The following is a 24,537-nucleotide window of genomic DNA, read 5'->3' as shown; positions in this document are numbered from 1 at the left end:
TGCGGGATTTAGATTCCCGCACGCCCTTTGTTATTTCCGACGACGTGCGCAGTGCAGTGCGGTGCCGTGTGTATCGGTACACCATGCGGCGCGCCCGCGGTATACCATGGGAGAGGTCGACGACAAGGAATCGGCGACAACAGTGTCGGCCGGTGCGCTCGTGATGGCATCGGACCCATGGAAAGGACGATCATGAACGCAGAGGGGAAGAAGAGAAGCGGCAAGGGCGAGGTACGGCTGTTCCAGCCGATGACGTTGCGCGGCGTCACCGTGCGCAACCGCGTGTGGCTGCCGCCGATGGACACGTATTCGGCGACCGCCGGCGACGGCAAGCCCACGCCGTTCCATTACCAGCATTACGTTTCGCGCGCGATGGGCGGCTTCGGCATGATTATCGCCGAAGCGACCGCCGTCGCGCCGGAAGGCCGTATCTCGCCGCACGACGTCGGCCTGTGGAACGACGACCAGATCGACGCCTGGCGATGGATCGTCGACGGCATCAAGCAGGCGGGGGCGACCGCCGCCATCCAGCTCAACCACGCGGGACGCAAGGGCTCGACCGGCTGCTTCGGCGTCGGCTACGAGGGACGCAGCGTGCCGCAGGACGCCGGCGGCTGGCAGACCGTCGCGCCAAGCCGCATCGCCTACCGCGGGCTCGCCGACCCGCGTGAGCTGAGCGTTGACGAGATCCATGGACTGGTCGGCGCGTTCAAGGCCGCCGCCCAGCGTGCGGTGTGGGCCGGGTTCGAGGCGATCGAGATCCACGCGGCGCACGGCTATCTCATCTCCCAGTTCCTCGATCCGCTGTGCAACGAGCGCACGGACGAGTACGGCGGCGACCTCATGGGCCGCATGCGGTTCCTCACCGAGGTGGCGGACGCGATCCGCGAGGTGATCCCCGACACGATGCCGCTGCTGGTGCGCATCTCCGCCACCGATTGGGCGGCCGGCGGCTGGGATTTGGACCAGACCGTGGACACGGCCTGCGTACTCAAGCGGCACGGCGTCGACCTGATTGACGTGTCCACCGGCGGCATCATCGCCGACGTGACCATCCCCGTCAAACCGAACTATCAGGTGCCGTTCTCCGACCAGGTGCGCAGCCGGGCCGCGGTGCCCACCACCGCGGTCGGGCTCATCACCAAGCCGAAGCAGGCGGAGAAGATCCTCAAGGCAGGGCAGGCGGATGCGGTCGAGATCGGCCGCGCTGCGCTGCGCGACCCGTACTGGCCGCTCCGTGCCGCCGCCAAGCTGGGTGTGCCGACCGCCGACGCGCCCTACCAGCCGCAGTACGTGCGCGGCGCGTTTTCGGCCGAGTGACGGGTTCGGTGGGGTGACCACCCCCAGTCAGCTTCGCTGACAGCCCCCGCCAGCGGGGGCGGAGCACTGTTTTCGCTCCCGCTGGCGGGAGCTGTCAAGCGCAGCGAGACTGAGGGTGGTCACCTGCTATGACCCACCACCCGCTCCGCTCACGCTGCTGTGCTGTCCGCCACGCTCACGCGTCGATGCCGACGGCGTCGCTCACGTGCTCGAAGCCGTCGCGCTTCAGCAGGTCGGCGAGACCGCGCTTGAGCACGGTGATCTGCTGCGGCCCGCGGTACATCAGCGAGCTGATGAACATGACGAGACTGGAACCGTTGCGGATCTTGCGGTACGCCTGCTGCGGGGTGAAGACGCCGCCGATGCCGGCGATGACGAACCGGTCGCCGTACTCGCGGTACACCTGTGCGATACGCTCCTCGCTCGCCACGGTGCACGGGCCGCCGGAAAGCCCGCCCTCCCAGTCGCGCGGGATCTCGAGACCGGTGCGGTCCTTGTTCAGGTTCGCGATGCTCACGCCCTGCACGTTGTGCTCGGCAAGCACGTCGAGCAGCTCCTTGAACTCGCCCCACGGCTTGTTGAGCGGCATCTTCACGAGCGTCGGCTGCGGCCGCTCGATCTTGTCGAGCTCGGTGAACAGGCGGTCGAGCGCGTTCGGGTCGGCGGTGAACGGCTCGCCGACGTGCGTGTTCGGGCAGGAGACGTTCACTTCGACCATGGCGGTGCGGCCGGCGACGCGGCGCATCGACGTGCAGTAGTCCTCGATGCCTTCGTCGAGGTCGCCGCACAACTCGTCGTTGGTGCGGGCGATCGAGACGGAGACCTGCAGCGACTTCGCGTGCGTCCATGCCTGCTCTGCGCGGTCGATGACCTTCTCGGAGCCGTCGTTGGCGAGACCGACGTGCACCATCATCGAATCGTATTCCGGCAGACGGTGGAACCACGGCTTCGGGTTGCCGGCGCACGGCCGGGCGGTCGTCGAACCGACGGTCTCGAAGCCGAAGCCGGCGTTGTCCATGAGCACGGTCATGTCGCAGTTCTTGTCGAGGCCGGCGGACAGGCCGAACGGATTGGCGAAGTCGACGCCCATCACGTTCGTCTCCAGCACCGGATCGGTGTAGTCGAGCATGGTGCGCAGCAGCCACATGAGCGGCGGGATGCGTTTGGTGATGCGGCAGAATTCGATCATCTGGTCGTGCGCCACGTCAGGGGTGTGGTTGAACACGAAGTGCGGTTTGACGATGTTCTTGTAGCCGAAGGTGAACAGGTCGGTCGTGGCCTTGTTCACCGCGTCGTGCCAGAAGCTTTCCGATACGTAAGTCATACGGCCATTGTGCCACCGTCTCGGCGTTCTCGCCACCGGACCGCACTGTGTGCGTTGTTGTGCTGGTGTGCGCAGTGTTCGTTGTCGTGTGTACGCCTGTCACAGCGTGCACCTACCCGCTGTGACAGGCGTGTGCGCTTTGTGCTGTGACGTGCGTGTGCTGTCGTGTGTGCGGACGACGAGGGTGACGCAGGCAAAATGTCCGGTTTTGTGCCGGATTGTGCGATATGGCCGCGACACGCTGGGAGAAACGAACACGATTGGTTTTGTTTATGCGCGAACATGTGCGATAATGTTCACATGATTTCCTCACAACGTCAGCATCTGATACTGAGCCGGCTGCGCACGCGCGGCGCGGTCCGCATCACGGCGTTGTCGAAGGAACTCGGTGTCTCCGCAATGACCATCCGCCGCGATATCGCCGACCTGTCCGACAAAGGACTGCTCAAGCGGGTTCACGGCGGCGCCGTCAGCACCAGCGCACTGCTCAGCGAGCCGCTGTTCTCCGTCAAATCGCAGATGGACATTGGCCTCAAGGACGCCATCGCACAGGAGGCCATCCACTATGTGGCCCCCGGCGACGTGATCGCCATCGGCGGCGGCACCACGGCGTACGTGTTCGCGCAGCATCTGCTCGAAAGCCAGCAGTCGAACGGCATCACCATCCTCACCAACTCGATTCCCGTCGCCGAGCTCGTGCAGGCGCTGGAATCCAAGGACGTCGAGGTCATCGTGACCGGCGGCGTCACCACGCGGTCGAACTCGCTGGTCGGACCGATCGCCGATAAGGTCGTGGCGTCATTGCGCGTCAACACCGTGTTCCTCGGCACGCACTCCGTGTCCATCCCCCGCGGGTTCCTCATGCCGAACTCGCTGGAAGCGGCCACCGACATGGCCATGATGGGCATCGCCGACCGTACGGTCATCCTGACCGACCATACGAAATGGAGTTGTACATCACTGTCGCTGTTCGCCCGGTTCGACCAGGTGGACACCGTCATCACCGACGACGGTCTCGACCACGGGTCCATCGCCAAGACAAGGGATTTGGTAAAGGAACTCGTTCTGGCCCACCAGAGCGAACACACCGAAGAAAGTGAGTGACACACCATGGCAGAATTCGCCAACTACACCCCCGGGGAGTATGCGAAGGAGCACATCCGCATCACGCCGACGACCCTCGCCGACGGCCGTGACTTCTTCTACCTCGACGACGATCCGGAATACGTCTCCGGCAAGAAGACGCGCGAGCTCAAGGACCCGCGCAACCTGCCGTACCGTTTCGCCAACCAGCTGAACGCCGCCGGCGAGGAGGTGCCGTACGCTGCCCCCGAAATGCGCCGCGACCCGCTGACCGGCGACTGGATCCCGATGGCGACCGCCCGCATGAACCGCCCGATCACCGCCGGCCCCGGCGCCACCGCGAAGGGCAACCCGCTGGCCGCCCGCAAGCCCGGCGACCCGTACCAGGACGGCGAGGTCCCGGACACCGACTACAACGTCGTCGTCTTCGAGAACCGCTTCCCCTCCATGGTGCGCGTGCCCGGCCGCTCCGAGGACGTGACTTACGTGGACGGCAACCCGCTGTGGGAGAAGAAGATGGCCGCCGGCCGCTGCGAGGTCATCTGCTTCGACCCTGACGAGAACGGCCTGCCGGCCGACCTGCCGGTGTCCCGTCTGCGCACGGTCGTCGAGGCGTGGGCGTTCCGCACCGCCGAGATCTCCAAGATGGACGGCATCGAGCAGATCTTCCCGTTCGAGAACCACGGCGCCGAGATCGGCGTCTCGCTGGCCCACCCGCACGGCCAGGTCTACTGCTACCCGTTCATCGCCCCGAAGATGGAGGCCGAGCTCAAGCACACCGAGGCCTACCATGAGAAGACCGGCGGCAACCTGCTCAAGGACATCATGAACGCCGAGCTGGAGGCCAAGGAGCGCGTCGTCATGCGCAACCACAGCTGGGTCGCCTACGTGCCGGCCGCCGCCCGCTGGCCCCTCGAGGTCCACGTCGCCCCTGTGCGTGACGTGCTCACCATCGACGAGCTCAACGACCAGGAGCGCTGGGACCTCGCCTCCATGTACTCGCACCTGCTCAAGCGCGGCAACGCGTTCTTCGACAAGGGCGACGGCAAGGGCATGGACCTGCCGTACATCGCCGCCTGGCACCAGGCCCCGATCCACGACCCGCGCCGCGAGAACTACCGTCTGAACCTGCAGTTCTTCAGCTTCCGACGCGCCGCCAACAAGATCAAGTACCTCGCCGGCTCCGAGTCCGGCATGGCCGCCTGGATCTCCGACACGACGCCCGAGCTCATCGCCAAGCGCTTCCACGAGCTCGGCGACATCGACATTGCTGACTGAGACGACGCCGACTGAGACGACGCCGTTCATTCACTGGCGACGTTGCTGACTGGCGACGTCGCTCACTGGCGTACTAACGACATCGACTGAACGATGTCGCTGACTGACGGTGCCGATCGATGGTCGGCATCGTCCCTGCCGGATGCCGCTCATGTCACTCACGCAGCCGGTTATGGACATCCCCTCGCCAATATGGACAGGGGATGTCCATAACCGGCGTGTGACCGGTTACAATAGTATGTGACCGTCTGCAAGCGTATGAGTCGCCGCAAACGGCCAACCACCCCGTGATTGTCCTGATGACAAGGAAAGAACACCAATGACTGCTGTTGAATTCATCGAACCGATCGCCCACGAGGAGGGCGTCGAGAAGGCCACCAAGCTGTTCGCCGACACCTACGGCACCGAACCCGCCGGCGTGTGGGCCGCCCCCGGCCGCGTCAACCTCATCGGCGAACACACCGACTACAACGCCGGCCTGTGCCTGCCCATCGCTCTGCCGCACCGCACGTTCATCGCCGTCAAGCCGCGCGAGGACACGAAGGTCCGCCTCGTCTCCGACGTCGCCCCCGACAAGGTCGCCGAAGCCGACCTCGACGGCCTTCAGGCCCGCGGCGTGGACGGTTGGGCCGCCTACCCGACCGGCGTGGCGTGGGCGCTGCGCGAAGCCGGCTTCGACCAGGTCAAGGGCTTCGACGCCGCGTTCGTCTCCTGCGTGCCGCTGGGGTCGGGCCTGAGCTCGTCCGCCGCCATGACCTGCTCCACCGCGCTCGCCCTGGACGACGTGTACGGCCTCGGCTACGGCTCTACCGACACCGGCCGCGTGACCCTCATCAACGCCGCCATCAAGTCCGAGAACGACATGGCCGGCGCCTCCACCGGCGGACTCGACCAGAACGCCTCCATGCGCTGCACCGAAGGCCACGCGATTCGCCTTGACTGTCGCCCGGGCCTGACCGCGCTCGAATCCGTCTCCCAGCAGGAGTTCGACCTCGACAAGTACGGTCTCGAGCTGCTCGTGCTCGACACCCGCGCCCCGCACCAGCTCAACGACGGCCAGTACGCGCAGCGCCGTTCGGCCTGCGAGAAGGCCGCCGAACTGCTCGGCGTCGCCAACCTGCGTGAGGTCGCCGACGAGGTCAACGCCTCCGCCGACCCGGCCGCCGCGCTCGACGCCGTGCTCGCCAAGCTGCCCGACGAGACGACGAAGAAGCGCGTGCGCCACGTCATCACCGAGATCGGCCGCGTCGACGAGTTCATCAAGGCGTTCGCCGAAGGCGACATCAAGACCGCCGGTGCGCTGTTCAACGCCTCGCACGACTCGCTGCGTGACGACTACGAGGTGACCGTCGCCGAGCTCGACACCGCGGTGGACGTCGCCCGCGCGAACGGCGCGTACGGCGCCCGCATGACCGGCGGCGGCTTCGGTGGCTCCATCATCGCGCTCGTCGACAAGGGCGCGGGCCACGAGATCGCGCAGAAGATAGCCGACGAGTTCGAGGCCAAGGGCTTCAACGCGCCGCGCGCGCTGCCCGCATACGCCGCAGCCAGCGCCAGCCGCGAAGCCTGACGCCAGGCGGCGTTGTGCGGCCCAGTTCCGGGCCACGCAGGTTCATCCCTGCTGGCGGGGGTGCTGGTACAGCTGGCTGTGTGTGGCCCCTCGGCCCCCTCGGTGGAGGGGGCTGGCACGGCCAACGGCCGTGACTGGGGGAGCGTCACGCCGCTCGAACATGCTTCTGCAGCGTGACACCCCGCGACCACTCGACTACCGCCCCCGCTGGCTGGGGCGGTAGTCGCAGCCGCGACACGCCCGGCCATACTTACGAAAAACCGAAAAGCGTATTACACTCACCTCTCGTCTTGAATAATCGCATGCCACACGGCGTTTCACCCGCCGTATGGCATGCGATTTTTTTGTCGCCGATCGTGACCCGGACGTTAGGGGTTGTCGGCGCCCGCCAACGTAGCCGTACACCGCAGACCGCGGCGTCGATCAGTCATCGACCGCGGGCCGCCGGCGTGCGGCCGCGCATGGCCGGGCGCCGCGCGACGGCGACGACATCTACCGAAGAAGAGGATTCCGTTGTCCGTCAACCAGACAACCATTCGTAAAAACCAACTGTCCGACGCCGCGTTCGTGCCGGAAGCGCCGCACCACGTCGACCATCCGCACAAGGTGATGCTCGGACTGTACATCAGCGTGTTTCTCGGCATGCTGTCCGAAACGTCCATGAACATCACCCTGCCCGACCTGATGGCCGATTTCGGCATCTCGTCCGGCACCGCGCAGTGGATGGTCGTCGGCTACATGCTCGCCATCGGCGTGGTGCTGCCGTGCGTCGGCTTCATGCTCAAATGGATCAAGGCCAAGACGCTCGTGCTGTTCGCGCTGGTCTGTTTCCTGGTTGGCGCGGTCGTCTGCACTGTCGCGCCCACGTTCCCGATCCTGCTTGCTGGCCGCATCATGCAGGGTGTGAGCACGGGCATCGTGCTGCCGACCATGTACGCGGCGATCATGCGCGTGTTCCCGCTGCATAAGATCGGCGCGGCGAACGGTGTGGCCGGCCTGGTCATCATGTTCGCGCCCGTCATCGGCCCGACCATCGCCGGAGCGCTGATCGGCGCGTTCTCATGGCGTGCGATCTTCGCGCTGTTCGCCGTGGTCGCCGTCATCGCCATCGTGTGCACGGCGCTGTTCTTCGTCACGCCGATCGAACGCACGCGTCCGAAGGTCGACGTGATCTCCATCCTCGCCTCGGCCATCGGTTTCGGCTGCCTCGTCGCCGGCGTGAGCCTCATCAGCGACATGGGCTTCTCGGCCGCCGTCATCGCGCTGCTGGTCGTCGGCGTTGTCGTGCTGGCGTTCTACGCGCGCCGTCAGCTGACAATCGCCACGCCGCTGCTTGACCTGCGTGCGCTGGGCGTCGCCGCGTTCCGCACGCCGGCCATCATGATCAGCTGCTCGTTCTCCTGCACGCTCGCGTTCATGTACCTCGTGCCGCAGGAGCTGCAGCGGGGCATGGGCCTGAGCTCCACCGTCGCAGGCCTGCTCATGCTGCCCGGCGGCGTCATCAATGCGCTGTGCACGCTCGCTGCGGGCCGTCTGTTCGACCGGTACGGCGCGAAGCGGCTCGTGTGGATCGGCTCCGCGCTGACCGTCGCCGGCGGTGCGCTGTTCTTCATGATCGGTGTCTCCACGCCGGTCGCACTGTTCCTCGCCGCGCACATCATCGTCATGGTCGGCATCCCGTTCATCCAGCAGTCCGCACAGTCGGCGGCACTCAAGTCGCTGCCCGGCCACATGGCCGCGGACGGCAGCACCATCATGAACACCATGCAGCAGGTGTGCGGCGCGATCGCCACGGCCGTGGCCACCTGCCTGCTCGGACTCGGCCAGACGAACTACGCGGCCGCCGGCGGCGCGAACCCCGCGCAGGGCTTCGTGGACGGTTCGCGGTACGGCTACCTCTTCGGCATGGTGCTTGTGGTCGTCGTGCTTGCGTGCTCCTTCCTGCTCAAGGAGTCGCGAGCCGAACCCAAGCTGGTGCCGGTCCACGTCGACGTCGAACGGCTGACCGCCTGACCATGACCGCCTGACGTATCAAACAACGGACCGTACTCGTAATCGTCTCTACGAGTACGGTCCGTTGGGATTTCCTGACCGAACGTACTCGTAATCCGTCTGCGGGTACGTTTCGTCATTGTTTTCTGACCGAACGTACTCTAAGCGTCCGTACGAGTACGTTTCGTTGGAAAACGACAACGGACCGTACTCTGAGCGGTTCCACGAGTACGGTCCGTTGTCATTTTTTGACGGACCGTACCCGAAACGTTCCCACGGGTACGTTCCGTCAGACAAAATCAACGGACCGTACCCGTACGCACGTTCCCGAGTACGGTCGGTCAGGATTTATCGACGGAACGTACCCGTAGACGTCCGTACGAGTACGGTCCGTCATGTTTTCTCAACGGAACGTACCCTAACCGTCTCTACGAGTACGTTCCGTCATGATTTCTCAACGGAACGTACCCGTACGGCTGCTACGAGTACGTTCCGTTCGGGATCGCCCGGCAACACGGTCGCCCGGCAACAAAAAGTCCCTTTGTCTGCATCCAGACAAAGGGACTTGTCATAGGCGACGACTCACATCACTTGGTGTAGTCCTCGTCCTTGCTTTCCTTGATGAGGAACAGCGCGACGAGCGCGAGCGCGGCCATGATCGCCATGTACCAGCCGACGGAGGCGACGGAGCCGGTCGCCTGCACGAGCGCGGTGGCGATGGACGGGGCGAACGCGCCGCCGAGGATCGCGGCCAGGTTGTAGCTCAGGCCGGCGCCGGAGTAGCGCACGTTGGTCGGGAACAGCTCAGGCAGGTAGGCGCCGCACGGTCCGAACAGCGCGCCCATGCAGCAGAAGCCGACGCACAGGAACAGCATCACGCCGGTCACGTTGTGGGTGAGCGACTGCATCGCGAAGATGGAGAACACGAGCGTGCACAGCGTCGCCGTGATGAGCACCGTCTTGCGGCCGAGCTTGTCGGCGTACAGGCAGGAGATGACGATGAAGACGGCGAAGAACAGCACGGAGACCATCTGCATGGCCAGATACTCGTTCTGGGTGAACGCCGGCTGCATGACCTTCACGCCGTAGGACAGCGACCAGGTGCCGAGCACGTAGAACAGCGTGTAGGTGATGCCCATGGCGAAGGTGCCGAGCAGCACTTCCTTCCAGTAGGGCAGCAGCGCGGCGAGCGGGTGCTTGACCACGCGGTCCTCGGCGGCGGCCTTGCGGAAGATCGGCGTCTCGGTCATGCGGATACGCACGTACAGGCCGATGATGACCAGCACCGCGGAGCACAGGAACGGGATACGCCAGCCCCAGGCCTGCATCTGCTGCGGGCCGAGCGTGGTGTCGAGCAGCAGGTTGAGGCCGTACGCGCAGAAGAAGCCGATCGGGGCGCCGAGGTTCGGGAACGAGCCGTAGAGCGCGCGCTTGTCGGCAGGCGCGTTCTCGGTGGCGACCAGCGCGGCGCCGGACCATTCGCCGGCCAGACCCACGCCCTGGCAGGCGCGGCAGATGCACAGGATGATGATCGACCAGATGCCGAGCTGCTCATAGCCGGGCAGGCAGCCGACGAGGAACGTGGAGATGCCCATGGTCATCAGGGCGACGACCAGCGTGGTCTTGCGGCCGATGCGGTCGCCGAAGTGGCCGAACAGCATGGAGCCGAACGGGCGGGCGAGGAACGACACGGCGAACGTGAGGAACGCGAGCATGGTGCCGATGGCCGGGTTCGCCTTGGTGGCGCCGGGGAAGAAGATGGCGCCGAAGTAGCTGGCGGATGCGATGGAATAGCAGTAGTTGTCGTAGAACTCGATTGCGGTGCCGACCATCGACGCGGCGATGATCTCGGGCACGGAATCCTTCTTCGTTTCCTTGGTGCTGGCGGAAACTGCTGCGGTTGCGGATGTCATGAATGAACCCTCTTGACTAGCGTGAGTCTTCTCGATCTTCTCAAACATGCGATTGAGTCGAGGAACGCGTTCGCGCTCCTGCACTGGCCACGCGGCCGGAGGGTCCCGATCCGGTTGTGCCGGATGTCTGGACTGCTCCGGCGCGGTGGGTTTTGGTTCCGGGGTCACCGGAACAATGCCCCTTACCGTACGGTCGAGGCGTGCGATTGTCGACAGCCTGTTCACAGTGTGGACATCCATGGACGCCGTCTTGCATAGTGGATGCAACGTCTGCGATACGTGCCGCTCCCTATACTGGAACAGTCACCAGCATCTTCGGCGTCCGGGCCGCGGCCCGGCCCAGTCAGGGAGTCCCATGAACAAGGCAATCATCACCGTCGTCGGCAAGGACACCGTCGGCATCATCGCGCGCGTCTGCACCTACCTTTCCCAGCACAACGTGAACGTGCTGGACATCTCCCAGACCATCATCGACGGCTACTTCAACATGATGATGATCGTCGACTACGCGGCCGCCGACAAGGACTTCGGCGCGATGGTCGGCAACCTGGAGGACCTCGGCGACGACATCGGCGTACGCATCCGCTGCCAGCGCGAGGAGATCTTCACCAAGATGCACCGGATTTAGTCTCGGAAGGCCCGACCGAAAGGAAACACCATGCTGAATATCATGGAGGTCCACGAGACCAACCAGATGATCGAGCAGGAGAAGCTCGACGTGCGCACCATCACCATGGGCATCTCGCTGCTCGACTGCGCCACCGACGACGTGGACGAGACCTGCGACAACATCTACCGCAAGATCACCACGTACGCGAAGGACCTCGTCTCCACCGGCGAGGACATCGAACGCGACTACGGCATCCCGATCGTCAACAAGCGCATCACCGTCACCCCGATCTCGCTGGTCGGCGCCAGCTGCTGCAAGACCAGCGGCGATTTCGTCAAGATCGCGCACGCGCTCGACCGCGCGGCCAAGCAGGTCGGCGTCAACCTGATCGGCGGCTACTCGGCGCTCGTCTCCAAGGCCATGACCCCGGCCGAGCGGCTGCTCATCGAATCGCTGCCGCAGGCGCTGAGCGAGACCGAGGTCGTCTGCTCGTCCGTCAACGTCGGCTCCACGAAGACCGGCATCGACATGGATGCGGTCGAGCTGCTCGGCCACATCATCAAGGACATCGCGCACCGCACCGCCGACAACGACTCGTACGGCTGCGTCAAGTTCGTCGCGTTCTGCAACGTCCCCGACGACAACCCGTTCATGGCAGGCGGTTTCCACGGCGTCACCGAAGGCGACGCGGTCATCAACGTCGGCGTCTCCGGCCCCGGCGTCGTCTCGCGTGCGCTGGACGCCGCGGTCGGACGTGATTTCGAGTTCCTGTGCGAGACCATCAAACGCACCGCGTTCAAGATCACGCGCGTGGGCCAGCTGGTCGCCCAGGAGGCGTCGCGTCGGCTGGGCGTGCCGTTCGGCATCATCGACCTGTCACTCGCGCCGACGCCCGCCGTGGGCGACTCGGTCGGCGAGGTGCTCGAGAAGATCGGCCTTGACCAGGTGGGTGCGCCCGGCACGACCGCGGCGCTCGCGATGCTCAACGACCAGGTCAAGAAGGGCGGCATCATGGCGAGCAGCTATGTGGGCGGCCTGTCCGGCGCGTTCATCCCTGTCTCCGAAGACAAGAACATGATCGACGCCGCGGCTTCCGGCTGCCTGACCATCGAGAAGCTGGAGGCGATGACCTGCGTGTGCTCGGTCGGCCTCGACATGATCGCCATTCCGGGCGACACTTCGGCGGCGACCATCTCCGGCCTCATCGCCGACGAGGCGGCCATTGGCATGGTCAACCAGAAGACCACCGCCGTGCGCGTGATTCCGGTCGAAGGCAAGGGCGTCGGCGAGGTGGCCAACTTCGGTGGGCTCATGGGCTACGCGCCGATCATTCCGGTGAACCAGACCTCGTGCGAGGCGTTCGTCACGCGCGGCGGCCGCATCCCCGCCCCGATTCACAGCTTCAAGAACTGAGGCTGGTGCAGGCCGCGGCCCCTTGGCTCATCGTCTCCTCTGACCCATCTAACTCATCTTCAGCGCAAGAAATTACGGAAAACAGCGGTGTCGTCCGTAATATCTTGCGCTGAGCCATTCCAAGCGCAAGAAATTACGGAAATCCGGGGACTTGGATGGGCTATCCGCAGCTGTCGCGCTTGACGAATTTGATTCTCGCCCCCTCGGTGGAGGGGGCTGTCAGCGAAGCTGACTGGGGGAGCGTCACCCCCCGACGCTCAGCCTTGGACCCCGGGGCAGGTTTTCACCGTCCTCCGGCGAATCCCAGCTGCCGCCAGGCCTCATAGATGGCGATCGACGCGCAGTTGGTGAGGTTCAGCGACCGCAGCGACGGCCGCATCGGCAGACGCACCTGCTCTGCCACGTGCGGGCCGGCCATGATGTCCATCGGGTCGGGGATGTCGCCCGGCTCCGGACCGAACAGCAGGATGTCGGTCGGCCGGTACTCGACCTCCGTGTACAGCTTCGTGGCGTGTGCGGTGAACGCGATGATGCGCGAGTTCGGCATTGATTCCACGAGGTTCTCGAAGTTCGGATGCAGCACCACGTGCGCCATGTCGTGGTAGTCGAGCCCCGCGCGGCGCAGCTTCGTGTCGCGCAGGTTGAAGCCCAGCGGCTCCACCAGGTGCAGGATCGTGCCGGTCACCGCGCACAGGCGGATGGCCGATCCCGTGTTGCCGGGGATGCGCGGGCTGTAGTAGCACAGGTGCGGGGTCACGGTCTCGGCGGCCGCGGCCTTCTCGGCCGACAGCATCGCGTCCACCACGCTGATCGGGTTGCCGTGCGCGTCGGTCACCAGCTCGTCCGGGCCGTAGTTCGACTTGCGATATCCGTATTCGAACATCTTCTCGACCTTGGATTCAGGGTCGGAACCGCCGTTTTCCGCGGGCTTTACAGGGTTCTGTTCCATATCATTCACAATCGTCAAGGATAAAAACGCCAATCGACACAGCGCCCACGCCGTCGTACGTTCGCAGGTACACATTCGCCGTCGCACTCATGCTGTCGTTGCCATGTCGTCACGTGGTCCGCCCGTCCCACGTGATGCTGTCCCCGAAACCGTTGCCGTTCCAACGTTTTGTGCGGTGTTGTCATGTGGTCCGCCCGTCCCGCGTGACGTGAGATGCTACGGGTTGCCGCGTTGTGAGACCCGTCCCGTCCCGCGCGCACGTATGCTGTCAGTCATGGTTGCCGTGATGCAGAAACAACAGGCCGGGCAGGTCCGCGCGCGCCTCGCCGCATGGTGGGAGGCGAACGCCCGCGACCTGCCGTGGCGGTTCGGACGCGCCACCCCGTGGGGCGTGCTCGTCAGCGAGGTCATGAGCCAGCAGACGCAGATGAGCCGCGTCGTGCCGTACTGGACTGACTGGATGAAGCGCTGGCCGGACGCGGCGGCGCTCGCCGATGCCTCGACCGCCGAGGTGATCACCGCGTGGGGGCGGCTCGGCTATCCGCGTCGCGCGCTGCGGTTGCAGGAGTGCGCGCACGTGGTGGCGCATGATCTCGGCGACGAGCTGCCGCGCACCTACGACGAGCTGGTCGCGTTGCCGGGCGTCGGCGACTACACGGCTTCGGCGGTGATGAGTTTCGCGTTCGGCGAGCGGATCGCCGTGGTCGACACGAACATCCGCCGCGTACTGTCGCGTGTGTTTCTGGGCGTCGAGTCGCGTGGGGGATCGGCGAGCGCGGCCGAGCGTGCGCTGGCGTGCGACGTGCTGCCTGAGGACGATGTTCCTGAAAACGGTGTGCCCGACAGCGGCATACTGTCTGACGACGTCGTTCCCGAAAACGTCGTTCCCGAAAACGTCGTTGCCGACAGCGGCGAGTCCGGAAACGATGTTCCTGACAATGCCGTTCCTGACGATGTTCCTGAAAACGCGGCGTCCGACAGCAGCATGTCGAAATCCGCCACGTCCCGCTACGCTACGCCGCGTGCGGAGGCCGACGCGCGGCACGTTTCGCGCGAGCCGCGTTCGACGGTCTGGAACCAATCGGTCATGGAACTGGGTGCGCTCGTGTGCACGGCGAAGACGCCGCTGTGCGATGCCTGCCCGGTCCGTGCGCACTGCCGGTTCCTGGCGGCAGGACGTCCGGGGCTGGGGGAGCGTCGGACGCGCCCGCGACAGCGGTTCGCCGGCACCGACCGTCAGGTGCGTGGCCTGATATTGGACTCTCTGCGCAAGGCGCCGGCGGGTGCTGCCATGCCGCGCGACCGGATCGCCGCGTTGTGGAGCGACCATATCCAGCTCGACAAGTGCGTCGCCTCGCTGGACGATGACGGCCTGATCGAGCTGCAGCCCGACGGTTCCGTCCGTCTGCCGTGACCGTAACTTGCCGGTTCCGGCTGTCTGCTGCAGCTGTAGCTCGCCGGTGGCGTTCGGACTCCGCCGATTCGGCCGCTGCCCCTGCGTCTGCAAGATACACAATGTGCATCTTGCGGCTTGGATGTGGGGAAAGTGTGATGACCGGGGCCTGATTGTGTACCTTAGGGTGCACAATCGGGGGTTGTTTCGCCGCAAGATGCACATTGTGTATCTTGCGGGAAGCGAGTCGGGCGTATGGCGGCGCCCGGAGCATCGTGTTGCGCTGGGACATAGCGTTGCGTCGGGTCGCCGGGTGCGTCGGACTGTCGTATTGCGCCGTTCCGCCGTGTCGCGCTTGTGCTGCATGCCGCACCCGGATCGCCGTGTCGCACCCGGATCGCCGTGTCGCACCTGTGTCGCAGTGTCGCGCTCGAACCGCCGCGTCGCACGGCGGTTCGCATGCCGATGAAGTAGACTGGCAGGTATGCCCGCACATCCCAGTCAGCCATCCCGTTCGTCCGCGTCGCCGCGCGGCGGCTCGCCGTCCGGACGGCCGCGCAAACGAGCGATCAGCAAGCGGCAGCGTGCCATCTACCGTCGCCGCCGCATCGTCGTCGGCGTCGCGCTGCTGGTGGTGCTGTCGTTCGCGGTGTGGTGTGTGTACAGCCTCGGCCGCGGCGTCGTGCAGGGTATCGCGTTGCTGAAGCCGACGCCGATCTCGCGCTCGGCGGTCCCCGATCCGCCCAAGTCGACCGGCGTGGCGAGCTGCGGCAACACATCGGTCGAGCTGGCGCTCACGCCGGCGTCGCTGAGCCTGCCGGTCGGTGGCTCGTTGGAGTTCACCGGCACCGTGGACTACACGGGTGCGGCAAGCTGCCTGCTTGACATGGGCGACCTGACGCTGACGATCACGTCGGGGCAGGATACGGTCTGGCGTTCCGACTCGTGTCCGGCGGCGTCGAAGCAGCTGCTTCTGGCGAACGCGGCCGACATGGACAAGGCGAGTCAGAAGTTCACGTGGAACGCCAACCGCACCGGTCAGGGGTGCGTCAAGGACGAGACGAAGCTGCCGAACGTGGACCGCGGCACGTACGTCGCGCAGCTGTCGCTCGGCAAGTCGGTCAGCGGCAAGGTCACCATCACCGTGCAGTGACGCCTGCCAACGTCACGTGGTCCGCCCGGCCCGTGTGACGTGGTGTTGCGTTTTCCTTTTGTTCCAGCGGTTTTGCGGTGGTACGTCACGTGGGACGGGCAGCCCGCGTGACGGTTTGCGCGTGGCGTGGTGAAGTGTAGCAGGACTGCGCGCGACGGGGCAGGCGGACTGCGGCCGTACTGTGACGGGGGCGGCCGGGCTGCAACGGGGCCGCGACGCGAGGGACCGCGATGCGACGCACCTGCGCGACGGACCCGTGCGACGGACCCGCGCGACACACCCGGGGTGTGCGACGTGGCGGTCTTGCGGGCGCGCATATTATGTGCTAGTATTTGGAATTTGCGTAAGTGCATGTCATATAGCGGGCATGTCAACAATGAAGAAACGCCCGCGCACGAGGCATATAGTGGCCGAACGCGGCGTTTCCGGGTACATATCGACAACGAATAGCGAGCGATAAGGAACGTCCATTGGCTGACACTCAAGCTACGACGAATACCACCACCATCATCGCACGCGCCGACCAGCACGACATCGATCTGCACAAGGCGTCGGACCGCGTGAACTTCGGCTCCATCCGCGAGCCCATCCCCGTGCCCTACCTGCTGGGCGTGCAGACCGACAGCTTCGACTGGCTGATCGGCAACGAGCGTTGGAAGAAGCGCGTCGAAGAGGACGAGGCGAACGGCACCAACACCGTACCCCACGTCTCCGGCCTCGACGAGGTCTTCAACGAGATCTCCCCGATCGAGAACTTCGCGCAGACCATGTCCCTGACCTTCTCGGAGCCGTACTTCGAGGAGCCGCGCCACACCGTCCAGGAGTGCAAGGAGAAGGACTACACCTACTCCGCGCCGCTGTACGTCAACGCCGAGTTCGAGAACGGCGACACCGGCGAGATCAAGTCCCAGACCGTGTTCATGGGCGACTTCCCGCTGCAGACCCCGCACGGCACGTTCATCATCGGCGGCACCGAGCGAGTCATCGTCTCCCAGCTCGTGCGCTCCCCGGGCGTCTACTTCGACCGCTCCCGCGACCGCGCCTCCGACAAGGAGATCTTCGGCGCGAAGATCATCCCGTCGCGCGGCGCCTGGCTGGAGTTCGAGATCGACAAGAAGGACGTGCTCGGCGTGCGCGTGGACCGCAAGCGCAAGCAGTCCGCCATCGTCTTCCTCATGGCCATCGGCATGACCAAGCCGGAGATCCGCGACGCGTTCGAAGGCTACCCGCTGGTGCTCGACGCGCTCGACAAGGAGACCATCGAGACGCAGGACGAGGCCCTGACCGACCTCTACCGCAAGATCCGCCCGTCCGACACCGCCACCCCGGACGCCGGCAAGAACCTGCTCGACTCCTTCTACTTCAACACGAAGCGCTACGACCTCGCCCGCGTCGGCCGCTACAAGATCGACCGCAAGCTCGGCCTCGAGCACGAGATCAACGACCGCAGCCTCAAGCGCGAGGACATCATCGCCACGCTCAAGTACCTCGTCACCCTGCACGACGGCGGCAAGACGTTCCCGGGCAAGCGCAACGGCGAGGACGTCGACCTGCGCGTCGACGTGGACGACATCGACCACTTCGGCAACCGCCGCATCCGCCAGGTCGGCGAGCTGATCCAGAACCAGCTGCGCACCGGCCTGTCCCGTATGGAGCGCGTCGTGCGCGAGCGCATGACCACGCAGGACGCCGAGGCCATCACCCCGCAGTCCCTGATCAACATCCGCCCCGTGAACGCCACCATCAAGGAGTTCTTCGGCACCTCCCAGCTGTCGCAGTTCATGGACCAGAACAACCCGCTGGCCGGCGTGACCAACAAGCGCCGTCTGTCGGCCCTGGGCCCCGGCGGCCTGTCTCGCGACCGCGCCTCCATGGAGGTGCGCGACGTGCACGCGTCCCACTTCGGCCGCATGTGCCCGATCGAGTCCCCTGAAGGCCCGAACATCGGTCTGATCGGCTCGCTCGCGACCTTCGGCCGCGTCAACCCGTTCGGCTTCATCGAGACCCCGTACCGCAAGGTCGTCGACGGCCAGATCACCAACGAGGTCGTGCACATGACCGCCGACCAGGAGATGGGCCACGTCATCGCGCAGGTGAACCAGGAGCTCGACTCCAACGGCCGCTTCGTCAACAGCCAGGCCCTTGCCCGTAAGGGTGAGGAAGAGGCCGTCGATGTGCCCGTCAGCGAAGTCGACCTCATGGACGTCTCGCCGCGCCAGATGGTCTCGATCGGCTCCTCGCTGATCCCGTTCCTCGAGCACGACGAGGGCCACCGAGCGCTCATGGGTACCAACATGCAGCGTCAGGCCGTGCCGCTGGTCGAGTCCGAGCGCCCGCTCGTGGGCACCGGCTCCGAGTGGCGCGTCGCCTACGACTCCGGCGACGTGATCATCGCCGACAAGCCGGGCGTCGTGACCTACGTCTCCGCCGACCTCATCCGCGTGATGAACGACGACGGTACGCAGTCCAGCTACAAGCTGGCCAAGTTCCAGCGTTCCAACCAGACGACCTGCTACAACCAGCGTCCGATCGTCCACGACGGCGAGCGCGTGGAGGCCGGCACGGTCATGGCAGACGGCCCCGCCATCCAGAACGGCGACCTCGCCCTCGGCAAGAACCTGCTCATCGCCTTCATGCCGTGGAACGGTTACAACTACGAGGACGCCGTCATCATCTCGCAGCGCCTCGTGCAGGACGACACGCTGAGCTCCATCCACATCGAGGAGTACGAGATTGACGCCCGCGAGACCAAGCTGGGCGCCGAGGAGATCACCCGCGACCTGCCGAACGTCGGCGAGGACGCGGTAGCCAACCTCGACGAGCGCGGCATCATCCGCATCGGTGCCGAGGTCGAGGCCGGCGACATCCTCGTCGGCAAGGTCACGCCGAAGGGCGAAACCGAGCTGACCCCGGAGGAGCGCCTGCTTCGCGCCATCTTCGGCGAGAAGTCCCGCGAGGTGCGCGACACCTCGCTGCGCGTGCCCCACGGCGAGACCGGCACCGTCATCGCGGTCAAGGAGATTACCCGCGAGGACGCCGAGGAGGACGGCGACGAGCTGCCCAACGGCGTCAACCAGATGATCCGCGTCTACATCGCCCAGCACCGTAAGATCACGGTCGGCGACAAGCTCTCCGGCCGACACGGCAACAAGGGCTGCATCTCGCGCATCCTGCCCGAGGAGGACATGCCGTTCCTCGCGGACGGCACCCCGGTCGACATCATGCTCAACCCGCTGGGCGTGCCGTCGCGAATGAACCTCGGCCAGGTGCTCGAGCTGCACCTCGGCTGGATCGCGCACTCCGGCTGGGACATCAGCCTGGACCCGGACCTCGAGGCCGAGTGGAAGAAGTACGTGCCGAAGGGCGCCGAAAAGGGCGCCCCGAACACCCCGGTCGCCACCCCGGTGTTCGACGGCGTGCGCCCCGACGTCATCAAGGGCCTGCTCAAGTCCACGCTGCCGAACCGCGACGGCGAGCAGATGGTCGGCCCCGACGGCAAGGCCACCCTGTTCGACGGCCGCACCGGCGAGCCGTTCCCGAAGCCGATCTCGGTGGGCTACATGTACATGCTGAAGCTGCACCACCTCGTCGACGACAAGATCCACGCGCGCTCCACTGGTCCGTACTCGATGATCACGCAGCAGCCGCTGGGCGGCAAGGCCCAGTTCGGCGGCCAGCGCTTCGGCGAGATGGAGGTGTGGGCCCTCGAGGCCTACGGCGCCGCGTACACGCTGCACGAGATGATGACCACCAAGTCCGACGACGTGGACGGCCGCGTCCGCGTCTACGGCGCGATCGTCAAGGGCGACAACCTGCCGCCGGCAGGCATCCCCGAGTCGTTCAAGGTGCTCCTCAAGGAAATGCAGTCCCTCTCCCTGAACGTCGAGGTGCTCAACGCCGAGGGCGTGGCCATCGACATGAAGGACGAGGACGACGACCCGTCCTCCGCCAGCGCCGACCTGGGCTTCAACATCGGTGCGCGGCCCGACGCCGCCGCCAAGGAGGACCAGAAGGCCCCGGAGCCCGAGTACCAGTGATTCCCCGCGAACCGCGCAAGGCCCGCGCAACCGGCCGGCGCACCGCATCGACAGTGATGACGGCGCGCCGGCACCGGGCCGCACGGTTCGCATGACACGTTACTGAATAATCGTTTTTCACAGACAGGACAATACAGAGTGCTGGACGTCAACGCATTTGACAAACTGAGGATCGGCCTGGCCACCGCCGACGACATCCGCAACTGGAGCTACGGCGAGGTCAAGAAGCCCGAAACCATCAACTACCGTACCCTCAAGCCCGAGAAGGACGGCCTCTTCGGCGAGCAGATCTTCGGACCCACCCGCGACTGGGAGTGCGCCTGCGGCAAGTACAAGCGCGTGCGCTTCAAGGGCATCGTGTGCGAGCGATGCGGCGTGGAGGTCACCAAGTCCCGCGTGCGCCGCGAGCGCATGGGCCACATCGAGCTGGCCGCCCCCGTCACCCACATCTGGTTCTTCAAGGGTGTGCCGAGCCGTCTCGGCTACCTGCTCGACATCGCGCCGAAGGACCTCGAGAAGGTCATCTACTTCGCCGCCTACATGGTCACCGGCGTGGACGAGGAGCAGCGTCACAAGGACCTGCCCGACCTGCAGGACGAGTTCGACACCGAGATCGGCCACCTCGCCAAGCGCCGCGACAACGAGATCGAGAACCGCGCCCGCAAGGTCGAGGAGGATCTCGCCCAGCTCGAAGCCGCCGGCGAGGCCAAGGGCCCCGCGCGCTCCAAGCTGCGCAACGGCGCCGAGCGCGACATGGCGGCCATCCGTCAGCGCTACGACGAGCAGATCCAGCGACTGACCGCCGTGTTCGACCGCTTCAAGAACCTCAAGCCGGGCGAGCTGGAAGGCGACGTCGACCTGTGGCGCGAGATGGAGGACCGCTACGGCGACTACTTCACCGGCTGCATGGGCGCCGAGGCCATCCAGAAGCGTCTGCAGGACTTCGACCTCGAAGCCGCCGCCAAGGAGCTGCGCGAGGAGATTGACACCGGCTCCGGCCAGCGCAAGGCCCGCGCGCTCAAGCGCCTCAAGGTCGTCAACGCCTTCCTGACCACCGGCAACAAGCCGGAGGCCATGGTGCTCACCGTGATCCCGGTCATCCCGCCGGACCTGCGCCCGATGGTGCAGCTCGACGGCGGCCGCTTCGCGACCTCCGACCTCAACGACCTCTACCGTCGCGTGATCAACCGCAACAACCGACTCAAGCGACTCATCGAGCTCGGCGCCCCGGAGATCATGCTCAACAACGAGAAGCGCATGCTGCAGGAGGCCGTCGACTCCCTGTTCGACAACGGCCGCCGCGGCCGTCCGGTCACCGGCGCCTCCAACCGCCCGCTCAAGTCCCTTTCGGACATGCTCAAGGGCAAGCAGGGCCGCTTCCGTCAGAACCTGCTCGGTAAGCGAGTCGACTACTCCGGCCGTTCCGTGATCGTCGTCGGCCCGTCCCTGCGCATGCACCAGTGCGGCCTGCCGAAGCCGATGGCCCTCGAGCTGTTCAAGCCGTTCGTCATCAAGCGCCTCGTGGACCTCAACTACGCGCAGAACATGAAGTCCGCCAAGCGTCTCGTCGACCGCGGCGACTCCGAGGTGTGGGGCGTGCTCGAGGAGGTCATCTCCGAGCACCCGGTGCTGCTCAACCGTGCGCCTACGCTGCACCGACTGGGCATCCAGGCCTTCGAGCCGATCCTGGTCGAAGGCAAGGCCATCCACCTGCCGCCGCTCGCCTGCGCCGCCTTCAACGCCGACTTCGACGGCGACCAGATGGCAGTGCACCTTCCGCTGAGCGCCGAAGCGCAGGCCGAGGCCCGCTCCCTCATGCTCGCCTCCGACAACATCCTCAAGCCGGCCGACGGCCACGTCGTCTCCATGCCGAGCCAGGACATGATCCTCGGCCTGTACTACCTGAGCACCGTCACCGAAGGCGCGAAGGGCCAGGGCCGCGTGTTCTCCTCGTACGCCGAGGCGCAGATGGCACTCGACCTGCACGAGATCGACATGCAGGCCGAAGTGCTGATCCGCATGCCGAAGGACTTCGTGCTGCCGGCCGACTGGCAGCCGCGCGAGATCACGGTCGTCGACCCGGAGCCGGGCAGCCCGGCGACCGTCAAGGAGGAGCGCTTCCACGACGGCACCGTGCTGTTCGCCACCTCGATGGGCCGCATCCTGTTCAACGGCACCCTGCCGGTCGACTACCCGTTCATCAACGAGCAGGCGCCGAAGAAGAAGCTCGCGAAGATCGTCGACGACATCGCCACGCGCTACTCCACCGAGCAGGTCTCCGCCACGCTGGACGCGCTCAAGGACCTCGGCTTCACCCGGGCCCCGTGGTCCGGCGTCACCTTCGCGTTCTCCGACGTCGTCGAGCCGCCGGAACGTGACGGCCTCGTCGCCAAGTCCGAGGAGGAAGTCGCCAAGATCAACGAGCAGTACGACCTCGGTTTCTACACGGAGGAGGACCGCCGCCAGGCGATCATCGACGTGTGGACCAAGTGCGGCGAGGAAGTGTCGAAGGCCATCGAGAAGAACTTCGACCCGAAGAACAACCTCTCCATCATCGTCGAATCCGGTGCACGAGGCAACATGACCCAGATCAACCAGATCTCCGGCGTGCGTGGCCTGGTGAACAACCCGAAGGGCGAGATCATCCCCCGACCGGTCGAATCCAACTACCGCCGCGGCCTGTCCGTGCTGGAGTACTTCATCTCCGAGCACGGCGCGCGTAAGGGTCTGGCCGATACCGCACTGCGTACCGCAGAGTCGGGCTACCTGACCCGTCGTCTGGTCGACGTCTCGCAGGACGTCATCGTGCGCGAGGAGGACTGCGGCACCAAGCGCGGCCTGACCATGCGCGTGGCCGACCGCGACGCCGACGGCAACCTGACGCTCGTCAAGGCGGCCGACGGCGGTCCGTACTCCCGTCTGCTCGCGGCCGACGTCATCGACCCGGCCGACGGCACGACCGTGCTGTACCACCGTGACGACGCCCTGTCGATGGACGTGCTCAACGATCTCGTCAAGCACGGCGTCGAAGAGGTGCAGGCCCGCTCCGTGCTCACCTGCGAGTCCAAGCGCGGCGTGTGCGCGAAGTGCTACGGCTGGTCGCTGGCCACCAACACGCTGGTGGACGTCGGCGAGGCCGTCGGCATCGTCGCGGCCCAGTCCATCGGCGAGCCTGGTACGCAGCTGACCCTGCGTTCCTTCCACTCCGGTGGCGTCGCCGCCGCGTCCGACATCACCCAGGGTCTTCCCCGTGTCACCGAGCTTTTCGAAGCCCGTACGCCTAAGGGTGAGGCCCCGATCGCCGAGTTCCCGGGCGTGGTCAAGGTGGAGATCGCCGACCACAACCGTCAGATCACCCTGACCCCGGACGACACGAGCGTCGAGCCGATCGTCTACACCGACACCCGCCGCGCCCCGCTGCTGGTCAAGGACGGCGACCATGTGACCGCCGGCACCCAGCTGACCGAAGGTTCCGTGGATCCGAAGAAGATCCTGCGCATCCTCGGCCCGCGCGCCGCCCAGGTCAACATCGTGAACGAAGTGCACACCGTGTACCGTTCGCAGGGTGTGGACATCCACGACAAGCACATCGAGGTCATCGTCCACCAGATGCTGCGCCGCGTCACCGTGATCGACTCCGGCGACACCGCGCTGCTGCCGGGCGAGCTCGTCGACCAGGCGCGCTTCCGCGAGGCGAACAAGGAAATCATCAAGAAGGGCGGTAAACCGGCTGCGGCCCGTCCGGAGCTGATGGGCATCACCAAGGCCTCGCTGGCCACCGACTCGTGGCTGTCCGCCGCCTCCTTCCAGGAGACGACGCGCGTGCTCACCGAAGCCGCGCTCAGCCAGAAGGTCGACGACCTCAAGGGCCTCAAGGAGAACGTCATCATCGGTAAGCTCATCCCCGCTGGCACCGGCCTCGCCCGGTACCGCAACGCGGTGGTCGAGCCCGACAAGGCGATCCGCGACACGATCTACCCGAACTTCGGCCTGGGTGCGGACGTGGACGGCTCGCAGACCGACTTCTCCGACGCCGACCTGTCCGATGTGGACTTCTCCAACATCGACTTCGGCGACCTGAAGCTGGGCGACGACTTCAACCCGGACGACTTCATCAACGATGAGGGCGGCCTGGGCGACGGCTCCGACGACCACGGCATCAACCTCGACGGTCTCGACGGCCTGGGCGACCTCGGCGGCGACGACCACGACGGCACCGACAAGGCCTGATCCGCTTCGCTGACGCGGCGCTTCGGCGCCGCTGACTGACCCGATGGCCCGGAATCCTCCTCACGAGGGTTCCGGGCCATCGTCGTATATCCGGGTACGTTCGGTCAGCATTTCTCAACCGACCGTACTCGTGCGGGAGTTTAGAGTACGTTCCGATGCTCCTATACATTGTCAAGCTGTTGCGCGTGTTGTGTCGGGGTGGTGATGGAGTGGATCCATTGGGTGGCGCGTTGTTCGAGTTCGGGCAGGTCGCGCACGCCCCGCTCGATTTC

General features: G+C 65.7%; 14 protein-coding genes. 11 read left to right on the top strand and 3 right to left on the bottom strand.

What is annotated here, in order from left to right; all coding sequences use genetic code 11:
- Positions 1 to 192: 192 nt before the first annotated feature.
- On the top strand, positions 193 to 1,320 hold the full coding sequence (locus tag F7D09_RS05365) for an NADH:flavin oxidoreductase/NADH oxidase (protein WP_152234386.1): 1,128 nt from the start codon (positions 193 to 195) through the stop codon (positions 1,318 to 1,320).
- Positions 1,321 to 1,495: 175 nt separating this feature from the next.
- On the opposite strand, the gene F7D09_RS05360 is transcribed toward F7D09_RS05365, so the two are convergent.
- Positions 1,496 to 2,644: a quinone-dependent dihydroorotate dehydrogenase gene (locus tag F7D09_RS05360; protein ID WP_152234385.1), complete on the bottom strand. Its 1,149-nt coding sequence runs from the start codon at positions 2,642 to 2,644 to the stop codon at positions 1,496 to 1,498.
- 300 nt (positions 2,645 to 2,944) lie between these two features.
- Between F7D09_RS05360 and F7D09_RS05355 the strand changes: the two genes are divergently transcribed.
- The 4 genes from F7D09_RS05355 to F7D09_RS05340 all read left to right on the top strand — a co-directional run bounded on the left by F7D09_RS05355 (position 2,945) and on the right by F7D09_RS05340 (position 8,588).
- Positions 2,945 to 3,748, top strand: a complete 804-nt coding sequence (locus F7D09_RS05355) for a DeoR/GlpR family DNA-binding transcription regulator (RefSeq protein WP_152234384.1) — start codon at positions 2,945 to 2,947, stop codon at positions 3,746 to 3,748.
- A 6-nt stretch (positions 3,749 to 3,754) separates the two neighbouring features.
- A complete protein-coding gene (gene galT, locus F7D09_RS05350; protein ID WP_152234383.1) occupies positions 3,755 to 5,005 on the top strand; it encodes a galactose-1-phosphate uridylyltransferase in 1,251 nt (416 codons plus the stop codon).
- A gap of 319 nt (positions 5,006 to 5,324) precedes the next feature.
- Entirely contained in the window at positions 5,325 to 6,575 is a 1,251-nt protein-coding gene (gene galK / locus F7D09_RS05345) for a galactokinase (RefSeq protein WP_152234382.1), read from the top strand.
- A gap of 534 nt (positions 6,576 to 7,109) precedes the next feature.
- The gene (locus tag F7D09_RS05340; protein WP_319792553.1) at positions 7,110 to 8,588 is read left to right on the top strand and encodes a DHA2 family efflux MFS transporter permease subunit; all 1,479 of its coding nucleotides are present in this window, start codon (positions 7,110 to 7,112) and stop codon (positions 8,586 to 8,588) included.
- 566 nt (positions 8,589 to 9,154) lie between these two features.
- Here F7D09_RS05340 and F7D09_RS05335 read toward each other — a convergent pair.
- Entirely contained in the window at positions 9,155 to 10,480 is a 1,326-nt protein-coding gene (locus tag F7D09_RS05335; protein ID WP_152234381.1) for an MFS transporter, read from the bottom strand.
- A 355-nt stretch (positions 10,481 to 10,835) separates the two neighbouring features.
- On the opposite strand from F7D09_RS05335, the gene F7D09_RS05330 reads away from it, so the two are divergent.
- The gene (locus tag F7D09_RS05330) at positions 10,836 to 11,108 is read left to right on the top strand and encodes an ACT domain-containing protein (RefSeq protein ID WP_152234380.1); all 273 of its coding nucleotides are present in this window, start codon (positions 10,836 to 10,838) and stop codon (positions 11,106 to 11,108) included.
- Positions 11,109 to 11,138: 30 nt separating this feature from the next.
- Positions 11,139 to 12,503 (top strand): PFL family protein, encoded by a 1,365-nt coding sequence (locus F7D09_RS05325; RefSeq protein WP_152234379.1) that lies wholly within the window; start codon positions 11,139 to 11,141, stop codon positions 12,501 to 12,503.
- Between the two features lie 283 nt (positions 12,504 to 12,786).
- Here F7D09_RS05325 and F7D09_RS05320 read toward each other — a convergent pair whose 3' ends face one another.
- Positions 12,787 to 13,452, bottom strand: coding sequence for a tRNA (cytidine(34)-2'-O)-methyltransferase (locus F7D09_RS05320; protein ID WP_152234378.1), 666 nt, complete (start codon positions 13,450 to 13,452; stop codon positions 12,787 to 12,789).
- Positions 13,453 to 13,738: 286 nt separating this feature from the next.
- On the opposite strand from F7D09_RS05320, the gene F7D09_RS11385 reads away from it, so the two are divergent.
- The 4 genes from F7D09_RS11385 to F7D09_RS05295 all read left to right on the top strand — a co-directional run bounded on the left by F7D09_RS11385 (position 13,739) and on the right by F7D09_RS05295 (position 24,265).
- The gene (locus F7D09_RS11385; protein ID WP_226835978.1) at positions 13,739 to 14,866 is read left to right on the top strand and encodes an HhH-GPD family protein; all 1,128 of its coding nucleotides are present in this window, start codon (positions 13,739 to 13,741) and stop codon (positions 14,864 to 14,866) included.
- A 463-nt stretch (positions 14,867 to 15,329) separates the two neighbouring features.
- Positions 15,330 to 15,998: a hypothetical protein gene (locus F7D09_RS05305; RefSeq protein ID WP_152234377.1), complete on the top strand. Its 669-nt coding sequence runs from the start codon at positions 15,330 to 15,332 to the stop codon at positions 15,996 to 15,998.
- Positions 15,999 to 16,468: 470 nt separating this feature from the next.
- Positions 16,469 to 20,035 (top strand): DNA-directed RNA polymerase subunit beta, encoded by a 3,567-nt coding sequence (gene rpoB / locus F7D09_RS05300; RefSeq protein ID WP_152234376.1) that lies wholly within the window; start codon positions 16,469 to 16,471, stop codon positions 20,033 to 20,035.
- Positions 20,036 to 20,173: 138 nt separating this feature from the next.
- Complete coding sequence (locus tag F7D09_RS05295) at positions 20,174 to 24,265, top strand: DNA-directed RNA polymerase subunit beta' (RefSeq protein ID WP_226835976.1); 4,092 nt, start codon at positions 20,174 to 20,176, stop codon at positions 24,263 to 24,265.
- The last annotated feature ends 272 nt before the right edge of the window (positions 24,266 to 24,537 follow it).

Origin of the sequence: Bifidobacterium leontopitheci (assembly GCF_009193355.1) — a bacterium.
GTDB classification, from domain to species: Bacteria; Actinomycetota; Actinomycetes; order Actinomycetales; family Bifidobacteriaceae; genus Bifidobacterium; species Bifidobacterium leontopitheci.
This window is presented reverse-complemented; position numbering and strand designations above follow the sequence as displayed.